The organism is Desulfuromonas sp. DDH964 (assembly GCF_001611275.1).
GTDB lineage: Bacteria > Desulfobacterota > Desulfuromonadia > Desulfuromonadales > DDH964 > DDH964.
On record NZ_CP015080.1, the window covers coordinates 430940 to 449051 of the forward strand.

The window sequence follows — 18112 nt, forward strand, 5'->3', positions numbered from 1 at the left end:
CGCTAGACTGAAAGCAAAGAGAAAGGAGGATCGGGATCATAGCAGACCACATCGAAACTTAGGCAAACCTGACCCCCTCCGGGGGTATGATCGCTCTGCCCCGCAGAGCGAGCCAGCCGGCCGCAAAAGCCCGGTTGAAGCAATGGCCCTCCCGCTAACCATGCGGGAGGTTGCCGTTTGCGCCCATAAGAAAAGCCCGGTTCCAGGAACCGGGCTTTTCTTGTCGCAAGTTTCGGGGGAGCATTACTGGCCGCGCAACTCCTTGAGGATGGCGGGATTAGCTTCCTCTTCGGCGAGGATGGAGTGGCAGGTATCGCAATCCATGGAGATGGTCTCTCCCGATTCGGCGACATGCTCCTCATCGTGGCAGCGGAAACAGCCGAGGTCCTCGTTATGTCCGATGTGGCTGGTGTAGGTGCCCCATTGGACATTCATTTCCGGAAAAACATTCTGCGCGTAGGCCGCCTGCACCCCGGCAATCGCCTTCTCCAGCTTGGCCGGTGCCTCCTTGACCAGGGCCGGATAGTTCTTCTGATACCAGGTGTTGAGGGCACTGGCGATAGCGGTGCGGGCCTCGGCCTGGGTGGCGTATTGCTGCTGGACAACCTCCATGGCCTGGCGTTTTATGAAGGGGAGATCGACGGGAATGTCGCCCGAGAGGATCTTGTTGTTGATGGCGACCTTGGCCGGCAGGTAGACATGGGTCGGCCGGTTATGGCAGTCGATGCAGTCCATTTCCCGGACGCCGACCTCCTCGCCGACCGACTTGAGTTTTTCTTCGGCGTCAGCCGTGCGGAAAATGGTGGTGGTGCCGTCTGCCTTGTGGAGGGTCACTTCCGGGATTTCCATCCGGTCCCAGCTGCTGGCCCGGTAGGTGATGCGGTTTTCCGGGGCGACATGCCAGTGGATGCCGTGGGAGCTGACCGCCCGGTCCCCGGCCGTCCCGATCTTCATCAACAGCACCGACTGGACGTGGGAATTCTGTTCGTCCGGTTTGAAGTCGTCCTTGACGGCCAGCTTGTCGCCATGGAATTTTTCCGGACGATGGCATTCTTCACAGGTGTCGCGGGCCGGGCGCAGGCCGTGGACTGGGACCTCGATGGGGCGGGGAAAGGTGTCGAGGGCGACCGCAAAGAGCTGGCGGGCACCGGAGATCTTCGATTTTACGAACCAGGTGGCGCCGGAACCGATGTGGCATTCAACGCAGGGGACCCGGGAGTGGGCGGAGTTGGTGTAGGCCGTGAACTCCGGATTCATTACCTCATGGCAGAACTGGCCGCAGAAACCGACCGATTCCAGGTAGTGGTAGCCCCGGTAACCGAGCAAGCCGAAGATGAAGAGATTGACGCAGGTCAGAAAGACGGCAAAGAAGACCAGCTTCCGCATCCGGCTGAACTTGGTCGGATCGGTGAAGTAGTCCCGCAGGTAATCCATGGTGAAAAGCCGGACTTCTTCCTTCCCCTTGAAGAAGAAGAGGCCGAGAAAGACCATGACCAGGCCGACAATAAATGTCGGGCCGAGGACCATGTAGACCAGGGCGGCAAAGTAGGTATTGCGAATGTGCCAGATGACGTCGTAGAGCAGGGCGCCGAGCAGAAAGGGGAAGATAACGGTGACGATCATCGCACCGATGAGGGAAACGCGGCTGCGTGCGATCCCGCGGGCGAAAGCGGTGAGAATGTCGGTGATCCGTTTCATGTCGGGTCCTTGTCGGGAAAAATGGCATGGTTGCGACAGATATATTTGCCGCAGTCGGGAGATGCGGGGAACCGGGCGCTCTGGGCCGGGAAGGGTAATTAGGTAGCATTAATTACCCCGGCTTGTCAATATCCATATCGCATATCCGGCTGTGACACCAGCAGAAATCGGGCTTTTTGCCGACAAATTAATCCGGCCCCATGAAAAGCAGCGGCCGCCCGGGGGGCGGCCGCTGCTTTTGAGCTAGAGCATTCTGCGGGGAATCAGTGACTGGGGGAGTTCTCCTCCATGAACGCCGGCAGAATCATGTTGAGGAAGTAGAAGATAACAAAGGGGGTGGCTATGACCGTCAGGGCTCCGGCGAGTCCCTCCTTGAAGGTCTCCATGTCGTGGGGAATGATCGGCAGGTGGTAATGCATGTAGCCGGCAAAGGTCAGGGAGAAGGCCTGGCCGCCGATGACGACGTTCCAGCGCATCATCAAGACCCCGAACAGGACCAGCAGAGAAGCCGCCGCTGCACGGCGCACCGTGATCCCGGGAATCAGCAGCATGATAAAGGGGAGCAGGTTGCCGATACCATACTGCAGGATGAAGATTTTCACGAAATCATGCTCGTAGATGACCATGCGCAGGGCGTCCCAGGACTTGACGGCGGTATAGCCGCGAAAGATCATGTCGAGCATTTCCAGGGTGAGGGCCAGGGTCATGAAGATCAACAGGTACTTGGAGGTCATCTTCACCTCGTGGTCCTGGACGCTGCGCAGGTGGTGGTAATCGACCGCGGCGCTGCCGTGGGCGATGGCGTCGGGCAGCAGATAGTTCTTGCCGCGGCGGGCGGCCCACTTGCGGATTTCCATGAAGACATAGTAGCTGACGATGCAGAGGGCAATACCGGAAACGACGGCCGAGCAGATAAAGATCACCGGCATCAGCGGTGTCATCCAGAGGGCGTTGGCCTTGACCGAGCCGAAGATGAAGCCGGCGTAGCCGTGCAGAAAACAGGCGACGGGGATACCGACCCCGGCCAGGAGCTTGACCGCCTTGTGGTCGGCTTCCAGGGCTTCTGCGCCGATGTCGCGGACGCCGAGGCTGAGGAGTTTGTAGATCAACAAAAGGATGCTTTCGCCAGCGCTGCGGGAACTCTTCTGCTCCAGGCGCAGCAGGGTCTCGACGATGAACCTGCGATAGACGAACCAGATTTCGGCGGCGACGATACAGGCATAGGTCATGAAGACGATGCCGAAGGCGGAGATCGCCGAGGTGAAGTGGGGTGTCATCAGGACGTGAATGCCGCGGAAGGGTTGTTGCAGGTGGAGCAGCAGCGGCATCATCGCCACCGGCAGCAGAGCGAAGGAGAAGACCAGGGCAAAGCGAGCGATATTCTTCAGCTTTTCGACTCCGAAGACATGATAGAGGGAAGAGAGGACGAAGGCGCCGGCGACCAGGCCGGTCATGTAGGGATACATGACAATCTGGATCGACCAGTAGACATATTCGTTGGGGAGGACGAAGAGGTCCTTGATTGTCCAGGCTTCGCCGTGAACCACCATTTGGGCAACATGTTCGACCATGATCAGCGCACCTCCTCGTTCAGGCCAATGTAGTAGACATTCGGTTTGGTCCCGTATTCATCGCGCAGGATGCCGACGCGCTGATGCAGCACCGCCCTGGCGACGGGGTCGCGGGGATCTCTCAGGTTGCCGATGCGGCGGGCGCCAAAGGGGCAGGCCTGGGCGCAGGCCGTATTCCCGCCGTTGGAGATGCGGTGGTAGCAGAAGGTGCACTTGTCGGCGACATGTTCCACCGGGTGGAAAAAGCGGACGCCGTAGGGGCAGCCCATGATGCAGTAGCCACAGCCGATGCACCAGGTGCGGTCGACCAGAACGGCGCCGTCGGCGGTCTGGTAGGTGGCGCCGACCGGGCAGACCTGAACGCAGGCCGGGACGGTGCAGTGGTTGCAGAGCTTGGGGACGAAAAACGCCTGGGCGATCTCCTCATCGGCAACCTTTTTCATGCCGTCGGCGTTCTGATCGATCAGTTTGGTGGTGAAGCCATTGAGAGCGCCCTTGGGGGTATCCATCAAGACCTGGCCGTCCTTGGTCATGATGTAGCGCTCGACCCAGGTGCGGGTGACGTTGGCTTCCAGCGGAATCTCGTTTTCAAGCTTGCAGGCCTTGACGCAAAATCCGCAGCCGACGCATTTGTAGGTATCGACCAGGAAACCCCAGCGAAGTTCGGGGTTGGCGGCGAGGACCTCGCCGGGTTCCAGGATATCCAGGGCCGAGAGGGAGAGGGCGGCGCCGGAAACAAAAACGGCCGTGCTCTTTAAAAAGTCCCGTCGTTTCATGGCTTACATCTCCTCCAGGCTCGGGTTGTGCGGATTGTGGCATTCACTGCACCCCATCTCGGCGTTGTGGGTGGCAGGATCGATGCCCGGGATGTTGTTGCGTCCGCTCGAGGGCATGACGAGCGCGGAGTGGCAGCGAATACAGAGGTCACGGCTGCGGTCGATTGCCAGCTTCTCCGGGTCCTCCGGGTGGTTCAGGGCCGGGCCGTGGCAGTTCTCACAGGGGATCATGGCGTGTTGGGAGGCGCTCAGGCTGCCGACCTTGTCTTCGTGGCACTCATTGCAGTAATTGCTCTCCTTGTACTTGGCCGGAAAGGCTTTCCACTCCTGCTCGTTCCCCAGGCGGTGGAAGCCGAAGGTATAGCCCCTTTCCTGAACACCAAAATCCTTGGGTACATAGATTGCCCGGAACAACAGGATGGCAACGACCAGGGCGATGACCACATAGAGTGGCCTCCAGACGTGATTTTTCACCGCGGACCCCTTTCGATCAGATGAAATAAAAACAACGTTTCTTTGGCCAATTATTATTGCTGTTGCCGAAATGTCAATTATGGACAGGGGCGACCTGCGGCCCTGGCATCAGTCGGGAGCAATGAGAAAAAGTCAATTTATGCAATATATTATCGTAAAATGAACTACCCCGCAGCAAGCTACGGGGTATCAACAGCCTACACCCTTAGTAAAAATCGCGCAGCAAGCTGCGGGGAATTGAACCCAACTTTTGATTAAGATTTGCTTTCTTGTTGAACTGCCGCCATGAACAGTCTAGTTGTAGACCAGTGAAGGGGTCCATATGTTCTTTGTCCAAACCAGAACCGGATCGATGCAGGTGACAAAAATAATCTTGCTATGAAAAATAATAAAAAAGTGTTATATTATGCAAACAAAAAGAAATTAACTCTGAATAATGATGAAAAATTTAGTACACGTTCTCTCGCCCGCTTAGTCTAGCAAATCTTTTCCTGATTAGCCCTAATTCTCAGCTGAGGGGCGAGAGCACCTTGGGCATCCAATATGTAGGGGCCCCATTGTTCAATTCATCGCTACGGCTTGGGCTCTTGTAGGGGCGATCCGCATCAAGCTGAGAATCGGACCTAATCAGGAATCTTTTTCTTCGTGCAGGCAGGGTCGGAGCGAATGTGCCATTCGGGAGGCAGGAGTGATCTAGGAACCGGGTCCGAAGCAGGGAGGCTGCAGCAATGGCGGAGAAACGACAATCGCTGGAAGAGAGGGTCGTCTGGCTGGAAACGCAGGTAGGGGAGCTGAATTCCAGGCTTGCCGAGCTGGACGCCAGATATGAAAGTGGCGGGGTTGGAAAGATCAAGGCTGCTCGCCAGGTGGCTGCCGCCGATTCCGGGGATGCTTCGGAAGAGATCCTTTCCTGGGTGGGGCGGACCGCACTGTTACCGCGGATTTCGTCGCTCTGCTTCCTGCTGGTGGTCGCCCTGGCACTGCGCACCGTGACGGACAACCAGCTGCTCGATCCCCAGATCGGATCGCTGCTCGGTATGGTCTATGCCGGCGGCTTGATCGCCTGGGGCGCCTTCAAGTATCGCCAGGCTAGCCCCCTCGCCCCGGTTTTCGCGGTAGCGGGTACCCTGCTGATGTTCAGTGTCGTTGCCGAAACCCACGCCCATTTCGACGCCCTACCCACAGTTCCGGCCTATATTATACTCGCCATCGTTGGTGCCGCCGCGGCCCTGATCAGCTACCTGAACCGGGTCGCCGCGCCGGTCTTCGCCGGTACTTTAGGCATGAGTATCGCCGGTCTCGCCATCGATTACCCGAACCCGGTCTTCCCCTATCTTGCGATCCTGTTGCTGGCCGCGAATCTTTTCGGAGTTTACGCCACCCGCCTGCAGCGATGCTCCTGGCTGCGCTGGATTCTCCTGCTTCTCACCCTGCTGGTCCTGCAGATATGGAGCTTCAAACTGGGGATTTTTCTTGGCCGCCAGGAGTACTCCGATCTCCCCTTCGCCCTCAGCGGCTTTTTCCCGATGTTGGCGATCTTTGTCATCTTCTATCTCGGAACTGCGATTGTCGGAATCATCTGGCGAGCTCAGGACCGGGTGGCCCGCTTTGATCTGGCACTGCCGACACTGAGTTGCGGCTGGCTGTTTGTCCTCGGCCGTTATGTCGTCAATGCCGGTAATGGAAGTCCTCAGGTCCTGGGGATTGTCGCCACCCTCCTCGCCCTTGCCTTGCTGGGAATCGCTCACTGGATGGGATCCCGCCGGGACGACAAGGCGCGGGGGACGAACGCCTTTTCCCTGGCGGCTGTTGTGTTGCTCGCCATGGCGCTACCCCTCGCTTTGGATCATCCGCTGCTGGCGCTTTCCCTCCTGTCGGCTATTGCCCTGGGGCTGACCTGGGTCGCCCAGCGCTGGGAGAGCGGGGGGGTGCGGGTTACCTCGTATTTGCTCCAGTTCTATGCCTGTGGTGCCCTGGTCATGGAGTTGCAGGGGACCGAAGTTGCCACCCCTTCGGCACTCAGTGCCCTGGCGGCAGGCGCTCTGGCCTGTATCGGACTCTGGCATTTCCGCTGGGTACGGACCCATCTTCCCGCGGCCGAGTCCCTCGTCTTTTCCCGTTTTGACAAGGAAGACCGGAGCGCGATCCTGTTATTGCTGGCGGCGCTTGTCAGCGGCTTTTTCACTTTGCGGGTCGGCATCTATCAGGCCATGCGGGTTTTTCACCTCGAAGGCCCCGGGGCCTTTGGCTGCTACCAGAGTGTGCTGATCAATCTCTCGGCGATTATCCTGATGGCAATGGCGCTATGGCGGGATAACAGGGAATTACGCAATGTCGCGATTCTTGTGACCCTGGTCGGTGGGGCAAAAGTCTTTTTTGGGGACCTGCTGGGGGCCAAGGGTGTCCCCCTGGTGCTCAGTGTCTTCTCCTTTGGCCTGGCGGCGGCGGTGGATTCAATCGTGCTTGGGCGCTGGCAAAAGTCCGCAAGTGGCGAGCAGGAGCCGACCGCAGAGAGTCAGACGGTGGCCGAAGCTTGAAACAACATGGTGCGCCAACGGGGATTAAAAATATAAAATTTGAGGGATTAAATAAAAAATTAATATTTAATCCTTTTTCATATTGACAGGCCTGCCGGGGTGCTGCTATTGTCTGTATTAAAAGAGGCAAATAACAGAAACATAATTAAAATCAGCCAAGTGTTGTTTCGGGGGCGCCTCCGCCGGAACAGCTCACAACCCCAGCAGAGAGGTGACTTATGACTACCGAATCTCGTTTCATGGATGTCGCGAAAACCGGTTATGTCCTTGGCCTTCTTGGTGTCGTCGGTATTTTCGCAACGATCAGTGCGGTTTTGATTGCCTGGCCGGCGCTTGCCTACCTGGGGTCCAAACTTTTCTAATATCCTTTGCTAACAGGGGGCCGTTGGGCCCCCTGTTATGGTCCGTCAAAATCCTTGAATCCATAGATATGGATAAATACCAAGCAACGAAAGGGAAGCACTCAATGGAAGCCCAAGCACTCACCAGCAAAGAGGGAAAAAATCTTGCCAGCACTGCCTACGTCCTCACGGTATTGTCGGTACTTGGCGTCTTCGCGGCGATCAGCGCCGTTTTGCTCGCCTGGCCCGCCCTTGCCTACCTGGGCGCCAAAATGATGTAAGCCAGTCCGCTCTGCAGACAACAAAAGAGGGAGCGCCACCTGGGCGCTCCCTCTTTCTGTCGCGGGGTCTTAACTGTTGGCTTACCAGGATTTGTTGAGTTCCTGCAAAACCGCGGAGAAATCCTTGCCGACAGATTTCAGGACCGCCTGGGCATAGTCGACATTATGCACGCCCCTGGTCCCGTCGTTTTTCACCAGTTTCAGGTTGTAAAGCCCCTTTTCGTAGCGTTTCCAGGCCTCCGTGGTGTTGCGATGAACCTCGTCGGCTTTCTTCAGCGCTTCCTCGACCTCGACCCGCTGGGCCTTGATCTCCTCCAGCAGGGCACCGGTTTCCGATTCCCACATATTAAAGACCTCGACGTAGGAATCGTCATGACAACCGAGGCAGGTAGCGCCGGAGGGACGATAGGTGCCGCGTGTCACGCCGGTATGACAATCGAGACAACCGACACCGGCCTGGCGCATGATGCTTTCGTCGCCGGCCACTTCAAGCGCCCCGGTGCCGCGGTTCATGTCGAACTGGGCTTCATGGCAGACAGTGCAGTCTTGCAATTGGGGCGCAGAAGAATCTTTGTTCTCAGCATGGCACATCAGGCAGAAGTTCATGCGATCGGTTTTGGTCATCGGATTATGAACGACGCCGAAGTGGCAATCCCGGCAAACGAACTCGAAGGACTCAATATGGAATGAGTGGTCGAAGTGGGTCCCGCCGACAAAGGTGTCGTTCATGATGTCGGGCAGCCCCTTGCGCAGGCGGAATTCGGGATTTTTAACCGTATCGAGCAGGCGCATGTGAACCACCTGCAGGGGGAGTTTCGATTTCTCGCGGTAGCTCTTGTTCCCCTCGTCCGAGTGGCAAAAGAGGCAGTGTTCCGGTGGTACCAGCTCCGCTTTCGGGTTGGAAAGAATGGAGAGTTTCTCTTCCTTGGAAATGGTCAGCTGCATATAGGTGTCCTTGAGACCACCAAGCTTGGCTTTCATGTAGCCGAGAACGCCGGGGCGACCATGGCAGTCCAGGCAGGAGACCCCGGCTTCGGAATGCCCCGAGTGCTCCCAGGAATCGACTTCGGCGAGAGGACCGACACCCTGGGCCGGATGGCAAAGGGCGCAGAATTCCGGCTCCGAGGTCATGTGCAGGATCTGGATATTAATAAATCCAAAGACCAGGAAGAAACCGACCGCCAGCAGGGTGACGATAAGCAGATGGCGCTTACACCAGGCAAAGAAACGCGACATGATTGCTACCTCTTTTGGAGAATTTTCTTGGCACGGTGGGATGGTTAAGATTCCACCAAGTTTGCAAAACGCCGCCAAATTACACCAGCAACTGGATTAAGGCAAGGGAAAATGCCGAAAAAATGCCCTAAAAACAGGAGGTTATAAAATATTAACCAAAAATTGCCAATGAAAAAGCCCCGCTGCCGAGTTCCCGGCAGCGGGGCTTTTTCACTTTTTGGGAATCTTCGTCGTCTAAATGAGCCGGCGATTTCTGAAGATGCGCATCAGCAAAACGCCAAGGATGCTGAAACAGAGGCCGACGCAGAGCAACAGGTAGCCAATGCTGCGACCATCACCCCAGCCGAAGAGGTCGCTCCCCTTGCCGAAGAGGGCGAGGGCAATGCCGCCGAAGGTAGCAATACCCCCAATAATGTAGGTGGCGAAGGAGAGATAGGCAAGACCGAGACCTGAATGGGGATTCATCGTTGGCTCCTGAGTTCTCCGGGGGAAGGGCGGCGGACCCTTCCCCCGGATTATTCACCGTTGGAAAAGGGCTAGTGACTACCGCTCATAAAGGCGACCACCATCATCAGCAGGCAGGCGATGCCGGTAAAGAGGGCAATAAACCCAAATCCCTTGAAGAAGAAGTCGTAGATTACGCCACTGGTCTTGGGGGCGACGTGGTTTTCAATAACGCCCTCGTCCTGGTAGCGTTGCCACTGGGCACCGCGTTCCTCGATAAATTCCTCCTTGGAGATCTGCCCATTGAAGATGACAAAATCCATGGGGAATTTCTCCGGCCGCCCGTGGGTATTGAAAAAGTGGACGGTGAAGATAAAGCCGGTAGCGAGCAGGGCTTCATCACTGTGAACGATGGTTGCCACGTTGAACATCCAGCCCGGCAGAAATGCGCCGAATAGCTCAGGGAACCAGAGCAGCAGGCCGGAGCCGCCGATGGCGAACATACCCCAGAAGACGGCAAGGAAGTCGAATTTTTCCCAGTAGGTCCAGCGCTCGAAGGTCGGTTTTTCACCCCGGAAGAGGAACCATTTGATCATTGCGGAGACGTCCCGGATGTCGCGGAAGTTGGGACAAAGGGAATCGGGGCCGAACAGGCGCTGCAGGAAGTTCCCCTTGATGTCCTTGCGGAAGAAGAGGAAGTCGACGCTGAGCATCATGGCGCCAAAGAAGTAGTAGAAGGTCAAGATGGCGCAACCGCGATGCAACAAGCCGGCATAGTAGGTGCCGCCGTAGAAGGACATCAGAACCTTGGCCCAGTGCTGATCACTGAACTTCAGGGGGAGTCCGGTCAGGGAAAGCCCGAGGAAGCTGATGATGACGGTCAGGTGGAGGATGATATGGCGTTTCTGGAAACGGAGGTACTGCTTGCCGCCATCCTCGATGTGATGGGCATGCCCCTGGTGCAGGAGCCGTTGCTTTTCACGGTTCTCAACGAAGCCGCGGAACATCCAGAGCAGGGTGTGGACCCAGAAGACGGCAAAGGTGCCGACCAGGAGGCCGACCATCCCCTTGAAGGTCCAGTAAAGGATCGGGAATTTCTCGGCGTCACTGTAGTCGCCGTGGGAATAGTACTTGGCAAAGAGCGGGGTCGAATTGGGATGGCACTTGGAACAGGTTTTGACCAGGTTGCCCGGGTTGACACTCGAATCGGGGTTCGCGGCCGGAAGGACATTATGGGAGGTGTGGCAATCGGCGCAGCCGGCCACCTTCTCGGGGAAGCCGAGGCGGTAGTTCTTGCCGTGGTAGCTCTCCATGTAGGTTTTGACGGCGACCTGGAAGACGCCGTTGCGCTCCATCATCTCCTGGTCGGCGTGGCACTTGAGGCAGACCTCGGTGTGGAAGAGGCGGTTATCGTGGGAGGTCGGGTCCCCCAGGGGTTTGATCTCGTGGAGACCATGGCAGTCATTGCAGGCCGCTGAATCCTGGTTGCCGGCCGCCAAGGCTTCACCGTGCACCGATTTCTGGTAAACCATTTCGCCGTCGTGGCACTGGAGACACTTGGCGACGACCTTGCGCTTGTCCCCCTTCCAGTAGGTGTGCATGTGAATATCGGTGTGACAATCGGCGCAGCCGACATCATTCATCATGTGAACGCTGGCATAATGCTCAGCGGTCTCTTTCTTGTGACAGCGGACGCAGTTGACCGGTCCCGGCATCAACTCGCCATCCTCGTGTTTGGCCAGGTCGGTGACTTCGACGTGACAACTGGTACAGGCGTTTTTCCCGTGGACCGAATTGGCAAAATTTTCCGGCGTCACGACGTCCTCGTGGCAGCCGAGGCAGGTCGCCGGGTCAATGGCCATTCCCTTTTCCGCCAGCACAGGGCTGCTGAAAAAGGCCAACATGACAAGGACTAGAAAGGCACGAACAGAATTCTGTAACATGATGAACTCCTCCCTGAATTAAAAATCTTGGAACTTATAGCATTAACTTTGCCGAATTAGCAATAATAAATTAATCCAGGTTTCAATTTTGCCGGGCCCGCAGATTTCAGGGGTCCGCCATGGAACGGGAAGATAAAAAAAGGCGCATCCGAAACGGATGCGCCTTGCGTGCCCTGAAACTGGTTGGTGAGCAGCTTACTTGGCGAGCAGCTCGACCACTTTTTCGGTGAAGGGGTTGGCGAAGAGGATGATCATCGCCACGACGAAAACGTAGATGGCGAGGGACTCGATCATGGCCAGACCGATCATCATGGTGGTGAGGATCTTGCCGCTGGCGCCGGGATTGCGGGCAACGCCTTCAACGGCTTTCTGAATGGCCAGACCCTGACCGATACCGGTACCGAGAGAACCGAGACCCATGCCGATACCGGCAGCTACCATAGCCCATGCGAAAAATTCCATTGTTCTACTCCTTTTCTGTGACCGTGATGGTTGTTCCTATACAGTATAGGACCTGACGATTCGCCCTTGCGAACCGAAAAAGAATCGATATGTCAATGCGCCTCTTCCAGCGCGCCGGCGATGTAGATCATCGCCAGCAGGGTGAAGACAAAGGTCTGAATGAAGGCGACCAGCACGCCCATCAGCATCATCGGCACCGGCAGCAGGAAGGGGACCAGCGCAATGAAGATCATCAGGACGATCTCGTGGCCGTACATGTTGCCGAAAAGACGCAACGACAGGGAGAGGGGGCGCGCCAGGTGACCGATGATCTCGATGATGAAGATCAGTGGGGCGAGGGCCAGGATTGGCCCCATGAAGTGCTTGAGATAGGAGAGGCCGTGCTCCTTGAAGCCGACGACATGAGTCATGACGAAGACGGTGAGAGCGAGGGCGGCATTGGTGTTGAGGTTGGCCGTCGGCGGGTAGAAGCCGGGGATCAGGGCGATCAGATTGGACACCAGGATAAAGAGGGCGAAGGTGGCCAAGAGGGGAAAGTATGCCATTCCCTTGGGTCCCATCGTCTCCTCGATTAGGTTGATCAGGCCGGTGAGGATCGACTCCATGAAGTTCTGCAGCCCGGAGGGCGCCAACTTGACGACGCGGGTAGCCAGAAAGGCGACGAGGATCAGTACCAGCATAACGAACCACGTGTAGGTCACGTGCTCGCCGAGGTGAAGGTGAAGCTGCTCTTCGAGCCACTTCAGGAACAGAAATGGGTGGGTCATGACGGTTTACTCCTCGTTCAAAGCGATCGCCGAAGCGTGGTCCAAAGCAGATTGAAGACGACTACCGATAAGCCTACCATCAGGGCGACGGGGTGAACCTTGATGATACCAACCAGCAGAAACAGAACCGTGGCCAGAGCCGCCAGTCGAACGACATAGCCGGCCCGAAATCGTTTGGCCGGCTGCATCCCGGGTTCCGCCAGAATCCGCACCAGCGCGAACTGCAGCCAGTGGTAGGCGACGATGGCGACCAGGCCGCCCGATAATACTCCGAAACTTACCGCGCGCGAGCGCCAGGCCAGGCTGAGCAGGACAAGGATGCCGAGAATCGCCCAGTTGCGCCGGGCCAGGGTCTGCAGCAGCTGGTCATCCTGGTTTGTCACCGTTCTCCTGGTTATCCCTCTGCTGCCGTTTGAGCTCGCGGTCAGTCAGAATGTAGATATTGCGAAACCCGGAGATGATCCCGAAGCCGAGAAAGATCAGCGTCATCCAGGGTGCAGTGTCGAGCCACTTGTCAAGGTAATACCCCATCGCCAGGCCGATGAAGGTCGAAGCCACCATCGAAATGCCGACGCTGGAGAGGAAACCCAGCGCCTTGAAGAGTTGGTGCTTGTCTTCAGCCATGTGTAATTGTATACAGCATACCGGGAGAGGGGGCGCAAAACCCGTTTTAGATAGCATAGGCAGGGGGGGTTGTCAATTTGTTTTTCCCCCGGTTTCGTCCCCGCGGCGTCGTCCCCGCCAGTCATGGATGCTCTCCTCGAGACGTCCCCAGAGCGCCCGCAGCAAGGCGAGGTCATGGCGGGTTTCGATGCCGCGGGTGAGAATCCGCCGCAGCGGCATCAGGACATGCTCGGGGCGGTGCCGGTTAAGAAAGGCGATGCGGTCGAGCACCCCGGCCAGCTGTTGGAACAGCGGCTCGAGCTCGGCCTGGGCCGGGACCTCCCCGGCGGTTCCGCTACGGGCGCCAGAGCGGGAGAGTTCGTAGAGGAAGATCAGGACCGCCTGGGCCAGATTGAGGGAGCCGAGGGAGCCGGGCGTCGCAATGGCGGCGGTATGGCTGCAGAGCGCAACCTCGGGACTGCTCAGTCCTGAATCCTCGCGCCCGAAGACCAGGGCCAGGCGCTCCACCGGGTCACGCTGGAGAGTTTCGTCGGCGACCTCGGCCACGTCGAGGCTCCTGCCGCGCCGTTTCCCGATCCGGCGGGTCGCGGCGACCGCACGCTGGCAGTCAGCCAGGGCGGACTGCAGGTCGGGGAAGAGGCGGGCCTTTTCGAGCAGGCCGGCCGCGTCGACGGCCAGGCGCCGCGCCTCATCGGCCAGATGATTGCAGGGATTTACCAGGCGTAATTCGTCATAACCAAAATTCGCCATCGCCCGGGCGACCATGCCGACATTGCCGGGAGTGCGCGGTTCGACGAGGATGATGACAACAGGAGCAGTCTCTGCATTCATTGTGACAGGAAATTCCCAGGGAAAATGCCGCGCACCGCAAGGCGCCGTGGCAGCCAGAGAAGAAGACCCTTTAATATCAGCCCGGGACCAGCCTGCGGGCAGGGAGGACTAGATGATGGAAACAGCAGACGCCGCAGGATGGCTCGACGTTACCGTGCCGATCACCCCGGGGATGGTTCTCTGGCCCGGCGACCCGCCGGTCGAGCTGACCCGGCTTGGAGAGTTGGCCAGTGGTGACCCGGCGAATCTCTCCCGGCTGGCGGCCGGTCTCCACAGTGGTACCCATGTCGATGCGCCGAGCCATTACCTTGCCGGTGGGGCTACCATCGACCAGATGCCGGTAGCGGCGATGATCGGGCCGGCGCGGGTCATCGCCGTGGCGACGACCGGGGTAGTTGACCGGGACGATCTTTCCGGTCTGAAGTTCGCCGCCGGGGAGCGGGTGCTGTTGCGCACCGGCAATTCCGAGCTCTATCGCCGGGGGCGGTTCTGCCGCGACTACCTCGGCCTGACCGAAGCCGCGGCGGCCTGGCTCGCCGGGCAGGGCCTGCAGACCCTGGGCATCGATTATCTCTCCGTCGCCGGCTTGTCGTGCGATCAGGCGGCGGTCCACAAACGCCTGCTGGAGGCGGGGGTCTGGATCATCGAAGGCTTGAATCTCAGGTGGGTCGAATTCCCCGAAGCTTGCTTCGATGAAAGCGATCAATCTAAACTTTTGATACCCCGTAGCTTGCTGCGGGGAGATTCATTTTGGCAGCCGTGACTCCGGGCGCCTATGACCTGCTCTGTCTGCCGCTGCCGGTGCTGGGTGCCGAGGCCGCCCCGGCCCGGGTGCTGTTGCGCCGGCGGGCGCCATGAAGCGGCCGGGCGGGAAGTCAGTCCGCGGCCATGGCGCCGATGAGCGCGGTAATGGGGCTCTCCAGGCTTACCCCGCCGCAGTCGAGGTAGATGGTGCCCGCCGTGATGGTGATTTCCCAGACGATGCCCCGTTCCAGGTGCGTCCCGAGCGCCTGCAGGAAGGACGGTTCGAGGGTGAAAACCTGGAGGTTGCCCAGGGCGGAGAGGCGGGGGAGGTGCTGTTCGGTCCAGCGTGGCAGCCCCTTGCCGCAGGCGAGCAGGATAACCCGGCCGGCGTGGCGGCTCGCCTTGGTCAGTCGCTCGGCGTCGGGGAGCCCGACCTCGATCCAGGTCGCGACCCGGCCATCCGGTCCCTTGCGCCAGAGGTCGGGTTCATCTCCGGCGGAAATCCCGCGGCTGAATGCGAGCCCCTCTTCGTAACAGAGCGCATAGGCCAACAGGCGCGCCACCAGCCGTTCGGCGGTCTCCGACGGATGCCGCGCGAGGGTCACGCTGAGCTGTTCGTAACAGCCGCGGTCGATATCGGCGAGCTGCAGGGTGGCACGGTAAATGGTCGGGGGGAGGGCCATGGGGTCTCTTTTCGATCAGGACCGGAGTAACAAGGAGGTCAGACCCGCAAGGAGTTATCCGGGAATCAAGGTTTTTTCCTGGCGCTGCCATTCCCCTTTAACAGGTCGGCAAAGGTACCCATGCCGCCGCCGGCCGGGCGGTCACTGTAGGAGTTCGGGGTATCAGCCGCCGTCTCCTCCGCGGCCGGCAGCAGGGAAATGCGGCGCTGGTCCAGGTCGATCTTTTCGATGGTGACCGCCAGCTGCTGCCCGGGCTGCAACACCTCCCCGGCATGCTTGAGCTGCCGCCCCTGGCCGAGGCGCGAGATGTGGATGAGGCCGTCAACACCTTCCTCCAGGGTGACAAAGGCGCCGAAAGGGACAAGGCGCGCGACCGTCCCGGTCAGGGTCTGCCCCTCGCGATAGCGGCTACCGAGCTGGCTCCAGGGATCGGCCAGCAGGTCGCGCAGGCTGAAGGAAAAGCGGTTGCGCTCCCAGTCGAGGGACTTTACCGCCAGTTGCAGTTGCTGGCCGACCTGCAGCAGACTCTGCAGGTCATCGACGCGGCCATAGGCGACCTCGGAAACAGGAAGCAGCCCTTCGATGCCGCCGATATCGACAAAGGCGCCGAAGTCGCGCAGCGAGGTGATTTTGCCGGTGACAACATCGCCTTCCTTGAGAGTCTGCTGCAACGCTTCCCGCTGCCGCTGCCGTTCCTCTTCGAGCAGTTCCCGGCGGGAGACGACAATATTGCGCCCCTGCTCGGAAAAACGGCTGATCTTGAAGGCGCGGGTCGCGCCGATGATATCCTCGGCTCCCCCCTCCCGGTGCAAGCCGAGCTGGGAAAATGGGCAGAAGGCGCGGACGTTCCCGGGGAGCCGGATCTCATATCCCCCCTTGACCTCTTTTTCGATTCTCCCCTCGACCGGGATGCCGCTGCGCCAGGCCTCCTCCAGCTCGGCGGTTCCCGAATTGCCGCCGCCGATGCGGGTGGTGAAGCGCAGCTCGCCCCCCTGGCGCGAGATGAAGTAGACCTCCAGCTTATCTCCCGGCTCCCGGCTCAATTCCCCGTCAGGGCCGAGCAGCTCCCGGACATCAAGCACCCCTTCCCCCTTTTGCCCAACATCGAGAAAGGCCCACTCGGCACCAATCTGCAGCAATGTCGCCGCGATCTTCTGACCCGGTTGCAAGGGAGTGGTCCGGCCGAGGCTGGTTTCGAGGAGGGCGGCAAAATCCTCTTCAGGGTCGTGCTGAGCGTCGGGATCGTGTTCGTCGTTCATGGGGTCACCGGAGGCTGAGGGGTTGGCCTGCTGCCAGCTGCGGCAGCAGGAAAGGATAGGTGGCGCCGGCCGGGGCTGATATTGCGACCGTTTGCCGCTGCGCGTCCAGCATAGCGGGTTTGGGGGGAGGGCGGCAAGGGCTTTTACAGCAGAAAAATGCATGGTATCGTTACCAACTGGTGACGCAGACCGAAATTAAGAGGTAAACTGTCAGCAATTCGAAAATTCTCCCCACCGGGAGAGTGGCCACGCTCAAACCCCAGGATGGTGGATCTACCGCTTATGAAAAAAGGGATTCTTCTGACGATCTTCGGGCTGTTGCTGCTGGCTGGGATCCTGGCCGGGGTCAAGTTTCTACAGATTCGCAAGCTGATGGCCCAGGGGGCCGCCTTTGTGCCGCCCCCGGCGATCGTGACCACCGCCGCGGTGACCAGGGACTCCTGGCCGCAGGGACTGAGCGCCGTCGGCTCGCTGAGCGCGGTTCAGGGGGTGCTGGTTGCCGCGGAACAGCCCGGGAAGGTGACCGCGATCCCCTTTACCCCCGGTTCCAGGGTAGAAAAGGGGACGCTGCTGCTACAGCAGGACATCTCCACCGAACAGGCCCAGTTGCCGGGAGCGGAGGCGGAACTGACCCTGGCCCGGGCCAATCTGGAGCGCTCCCGGATGCTGCTGCAGGAGCGCTTTATCTCCCAGGCCGAGCTCGACGCCGCCGCGGCGGCTGAACGCAAGGCCCAGGCCGCGGTTGACAACCTGCGCGCCGTGATGGCCAAGAAGAGTGTCCGGGCGCCCTTCTCCGGGCGGCTCGGGATTCGCCTGGTCAATCTCGGGCAGATCCTGCGCGAAGGGGATGGTATCGTTTCCCTGCAGGTCCTCGATCCGATTTTCGTCGACTTTTCCCTCCCCCAGCAACAGCTCGCTGAAGTCGGGCTCCGGTTCCCGGTACAAGTGACCAGCGATGCCATGCCCGGGAAGACCCTGACCGGGGAAATTACCGCGATCAGCCCGGAAGTCGATCCGGCCACCCGCAATGTCCGGCTCCAGGCGACCTTGAAAAATGCCGAGGAGAAGCTGCGCCCGGGCATGTATGTCAATGTCGAGGTGGTTTTGCCCGAACAGACTCCGGTGCAGGTTATCCCGGCGACGGCAGTCCTCTATGCCCCTTATGGTGATTCGGTCTTCGTCGTGGAAGCGTCGCAGCAGGAGGAGGCGAAACCGGGGAGCCAGAGCCTGCGCCAGCAATTCGTCCATCTCGGGGAGAAACGCGGCGATTTTGTCGCTGTCACCGAAGGCCTGAAGGAGGGCGAAGTGGTTGTCAGTACCGGTGTCTTCAAGCTGCGCAACGGCCAGAGCGTGGTGGTGGACAACAGTCTCCAGCCCGAGTTCAAACTGGCCCCGCGACCCCAGAATGATTAAAATCAGGCCCCGACTGCGAGGGAGGAAT

Annotated in this window: 18 protein-coding genes; 4 read left to right on the plus strand and 14 right to left on the minus strand. The window is 59.2% G+C overall.

The annotated features are described in order from the left end of the window. Positions 1–243: 243 nt before the first annotated feature. The 4 genes from DBW_RS02065 to DBW_RS02080 all read right to left on the minus strand — a co-directional run bounded on the left by DBW_RS02065 (position 244) and on the right by DBW_RS02080 (position 4519). Positions 244–1698 (minus strand): NapC/NirT family cytochrome c, encoded by a 1455-nt coding sequence (locus tag DBW_RS02065; RefSeq protein ID WP_066723539.1) that lies wholly within the window; start codon positions 1696–1698, stop codon positions 244–246. 263 nt (positions 1699–1961) lie between these two features. Beyond that, a complete protein-coding gene (nrfD, locus tag DBW_RS02070) occupies positions 1962–3245 on the minus strand; it encodes an NrfD/PsrC family molybdoenzyme membrane anchor subunit (RefSeq protein ID WP_066729631.1) in 1284 nt (427 codons plus the stop codon). Between the two features lie 26 nt (positions 3246–3271). After that, the gene (locus DBW_RS02075; RefSeq protein WP_066723546.1) at positions 3272–4045 is read right to left on the minus strand and encodes a 4Fe-4S dicluster domain-containing protein; all 774 of its coding nucleotides are present in this window, start codon (positions 4043–4045) and stop codon (positions 3272–3274) included. 3 nt (positions 4046–4048) lie between these two features. Continuing rightward, positions 4049–4519, minus strand: coding sequence for a cytochrome c3 family protein (locus DBW_RS02080; protein WP_066723548.1), 471 nt, complete (start codon positions 4517–4519; stop codon positions 4049–4051). Between the two features lie 728 nt (positions 4520–5247). Between DBW_RS02080 and DBW_RS02085 the strand changes: the two genes are divergently transcribed. Together DBW_RS02085 and DBW_RS18360 are read left to right on the plus strand one after the other, a co-directional pair. Continuing rightward, positions 5248–7056 (plus strand): DUF2339 domain-containing protein, encoded by a 1809-nt coding sequence (locus DBW_RS02085; protein ID WP_066723550.1) that lies wholly within the window; start codon positions 5248–5250, stop codon positions 7054–7056. A gap of 466 nt (positions 7057–7522) precedes the next feature. Continuing rightward, the gene (locus tag DBW_RS18360; RefSeq protein WP_157471708.1) at positions 7523–7678 is read left to right on the plus strand and encodes a hypothetical protein; all 156 of its coding nucleotides are present in this window, start codon (positions 7523–7525) and stop codon (positions 7676–7678) included. Between the two features lie 81 nt (positions 7679–7759). Here DBW_RS18360 and DBW_RS02090 read toward each other — a convergent pair whose 3' ends face one another. The 8 genes from DBW_RS02090 to DBW_RS02125 all read right to left on the minus strand — a co-directional run bounded on the left by DBW_RS02090 (position 7760) and on the right by DBW_RS02125 (position 13985). Beyond that, positions 7760–8914, minus strand: coding sequence for a NapC/NirT family cytochrome c (locus tag DBW_RS02090; RefSeq protein WP_066723552.1), 1155 nt, complete (start codon positions 8912–8914; stop codon positions 7760–7762). 234 nt (positions 8915–9148) lie between these two features. Next, positions 9149–9379: a hypothetical protein gene (locus tag DBW_RS02095; RefSeq protein WP_066723554.1), complete on the minus strand. Its 231-nt coding sequence runs from the start codon at positions 9377–9379 to the stop codon at positions 9149–9151. Between the two features lie 71 nt (positions 9380–9450). Further along, positions 9451–11220 carry a cytochrome c3 family protein gene (locus DBW_RS02100; RefSeq protein ID WP_231875377.1) on the minus strand — a complete coding sequence of 590 codons (1770 nt, stop codon included), beginning with the start codon at positions 11218–11220 and terminating at the stop codon, positions 9451–9453. A 276-nt stretch (positions 11221–11496) separates the two neighbouring features. Further along, on the minus strand, positions 11497–11763 hold the full coding sequence (gene atpE, locus DBW_RS02105; protein WP_066723560.1) for an ATP synthase F0 subunit C: 267 nt from the start codon (positions 11761–11763) through the stop codon (positions 11497–11499). A gap of 92 nt (positions 11764–11855) precedes the next feature. Beyond that, complete coding sequence (gene atpB, locus DBW_RS02110; RefSeq protein ID WP_066723562.1) at positions 11856–12530, minus strand: F0F1 ATP synthase subunit A; 675 nt, start codon at positions 12528–12530, stop codon at positions 11856–11858. Positions 12531–12547: 17 nt separating this feature from the next. Then, a complete protein-coding gene (locus DBW_RS02115; RefSeq protein ID WP_066723565.1) occupies positions 12548–12913 on the minus strand; it encodes an ATP synthase subunit I in 366 nt (121 codons plus the stop codon). Next, entirely contained in the window at positions 12897–13154 is a 258-nt protein-coding gene (locus tag DBW_RS02120; RefSeq protein WP_066723567.1) for an AtpZ/AtpI family protein, read from the minus strand. Before DBW_RS02120 ends, DBW_RS02115 begins: the two co-directional genes overlap by 17 nt. 72 nt (positions 13155–13226) lie before the next feature. Continuing rightward, on the minus strand, positions 13227–13985 hold the full coding sequence (locus DBW_RS02125; protein WP_066723569.1) for an RNA methyltransferase: 759 nt from the start codon (positions 13983–13985) through the stop codon (positions 13227–13229). 112 nt (positions 13986–14097) lie between these two features. Between DBW_RS02125 and DBW_RS02130 the strand changes: the two genes are divergently transcribed. Then, a complete protein-coding gene (locus tag DBW_RS02130; protein WP_066723571.1) occupies positions 14098–14748 on the plus strand; it encodes a cyclase family protein in 651 nt (216 codons plus the stop codon). Between the two features lie 112 nt (positions 14749–14860). Here DBW_RS02130 and DBW_RS02135 read toward each other — a convergent pair whose 3' ends face one another. Further along, entirely contained in the window at positions 14861–15412 is a 552-nt protein-coding gene (locus tag DBW_RS02135; RefSeq protein ID WP_066723574.1) for a YaeQ family protein, read from the minus strand. A 65-nt stretch (positions 15413–15477) separates the two neighbouring features. Next, on the minus strand, positions 15478–16671 hold the full coding sequence (locus DBW_RS02140) for a S1 RNA-binding domain-containing protein (protein ID WP_066723577.1): 1194 nt from the start codon (positions 16669–16671) through the stop codon (positions 15478–15480). A gap of 282 nt (positions 16672–16953) precedes the next feature. Here DBW_RS02140 and DBW_RS02145 point away from each other — a divergent pair, with 282 nt between their 5' ends. Then, entirely contained in the window at positions 16954–18084 is a 1131-nt protein-coding gene (locus DBW_RS02145) for an efflux RND transporter periplasmic adaptor subunit (protein ID WP_066723579.1), read from the plus strand. Positions 18085–18112: the final 28 nt, after the last annotated feature.

What these genes read in the sequence shown, in the direction of transcription:
- DBW_RS02065 (WP_066723539.1), bottom strand. Translation starts at nt 1,698, where the DNA reads ATGAAACGGATCACCGACATTCTCACCGCTTTCGCCCGCGGGATCGCA.
- DBW_RS02075 (WP_066723546.1), bottom strand. Translation starts at nt 4,045, where the DNA reads ATGAAACGACGGGACTTTTTAAAGAGCACGGCCGTTTTTGTTTCCGGC.
- DBW_RS02085 (WP_066723550.1), top strand. Translation starts at nt 5,248, where the DNA reads ATGGCGGAGAAACGACAATCGCTGGAAGAGAGGGTCGTCTGGCTGGAA.
- DBW_RS18360 (WP_157471708.1), top strand. Translation starts at nt 7,523, where the DNA reads ATGGAAGCCCAAGCACTCACCAGCAAAGAGGGAAAAAATCTTGCCAGC.
- DBW_RS02090 (WP_066723552.1), bottom strand. Translation starts at nt 8,914, where the DNA reads ATGTCGCGTTTCTTTGCCTGGTGTAAGCGCCATCTGCTTATCGTCACC.
- DBW_RS02095 (WP_066723554.1), bottom strand. Translation starts at nt 9,379, where the DNA reads ATGAATCCCCATTCAGGTCTCGGTCTTGCCTATCTCTCCTTCGCCACC.
- DBW_RS02100 (WP_231875377.1), bottom strand. Translation starts at nt 11,220, where the DNA reads ATGGCCATTGACCCGGCGACCTGCCTCGGCTGCCACGAGGACGTCGTG.
- atpE (WP_066723560.1), bottom strand. Translation starts at nt 11,763, where the DNA reads ATGGAATTTTTCGCATGGGCTATGGTAGCTGCCGGTATCGGCATGGGT.
- atpB (WP_066723562.1), bottom strand. Translation starts at nt 12,530, where the DNA reads ATGACCCACCCATTTCTGTTCCTGAAGTGGCTCGAAGAGCAGCTTCAC.
- DBW_RS02120 (WP_066723567.1), bottom strand. Translation starts at nt 13,154, where the DNA reads ATGGCTGAAGACAAGCACCAACTCTTCAAGGCGCTGGGTTTCCTCTCC.
- DBW_RS02125 (WP_066723569.1), bottom strand. Translation starts at nt 13,985, where the DNA reads ATGAATGCAGAGACTGCTCCTGTTGTCATCATCCTCGTCGAACCGCGC.
- DBW_RS02130 (WP_066723571.1), top strand. Translation starts at nt 14,098, where the DNA reads ATGATGGAAACAGCAGACGCCGCAGGATGGCTCGACGTTACCGTGCCG.
- DBW_RS02135 (WP_066723574.1), bottom strand. Translation starts at nt 15,412, where the DNA reads ATGGCCCTCCCCCCGACCATTTACCGTGCCACCCTGCAGCTCGCCGAT.
- DBW_RS02140 (WP_066723577.1), bottom strand. Translation starts at nt 16,671, where the DNA reads ATGAACGACGAACACGATCCCGACGCTCAGCACGACCCTGAAGAGGAT.
- DBW_RS02145 (WP_066723579.1), top strand. Translation starts at nt 16,954, where the DNA reads ATGAAAAAAGGGATTCTTCTGACGATCTTCGGGCTGTTGCTGCTGGCT.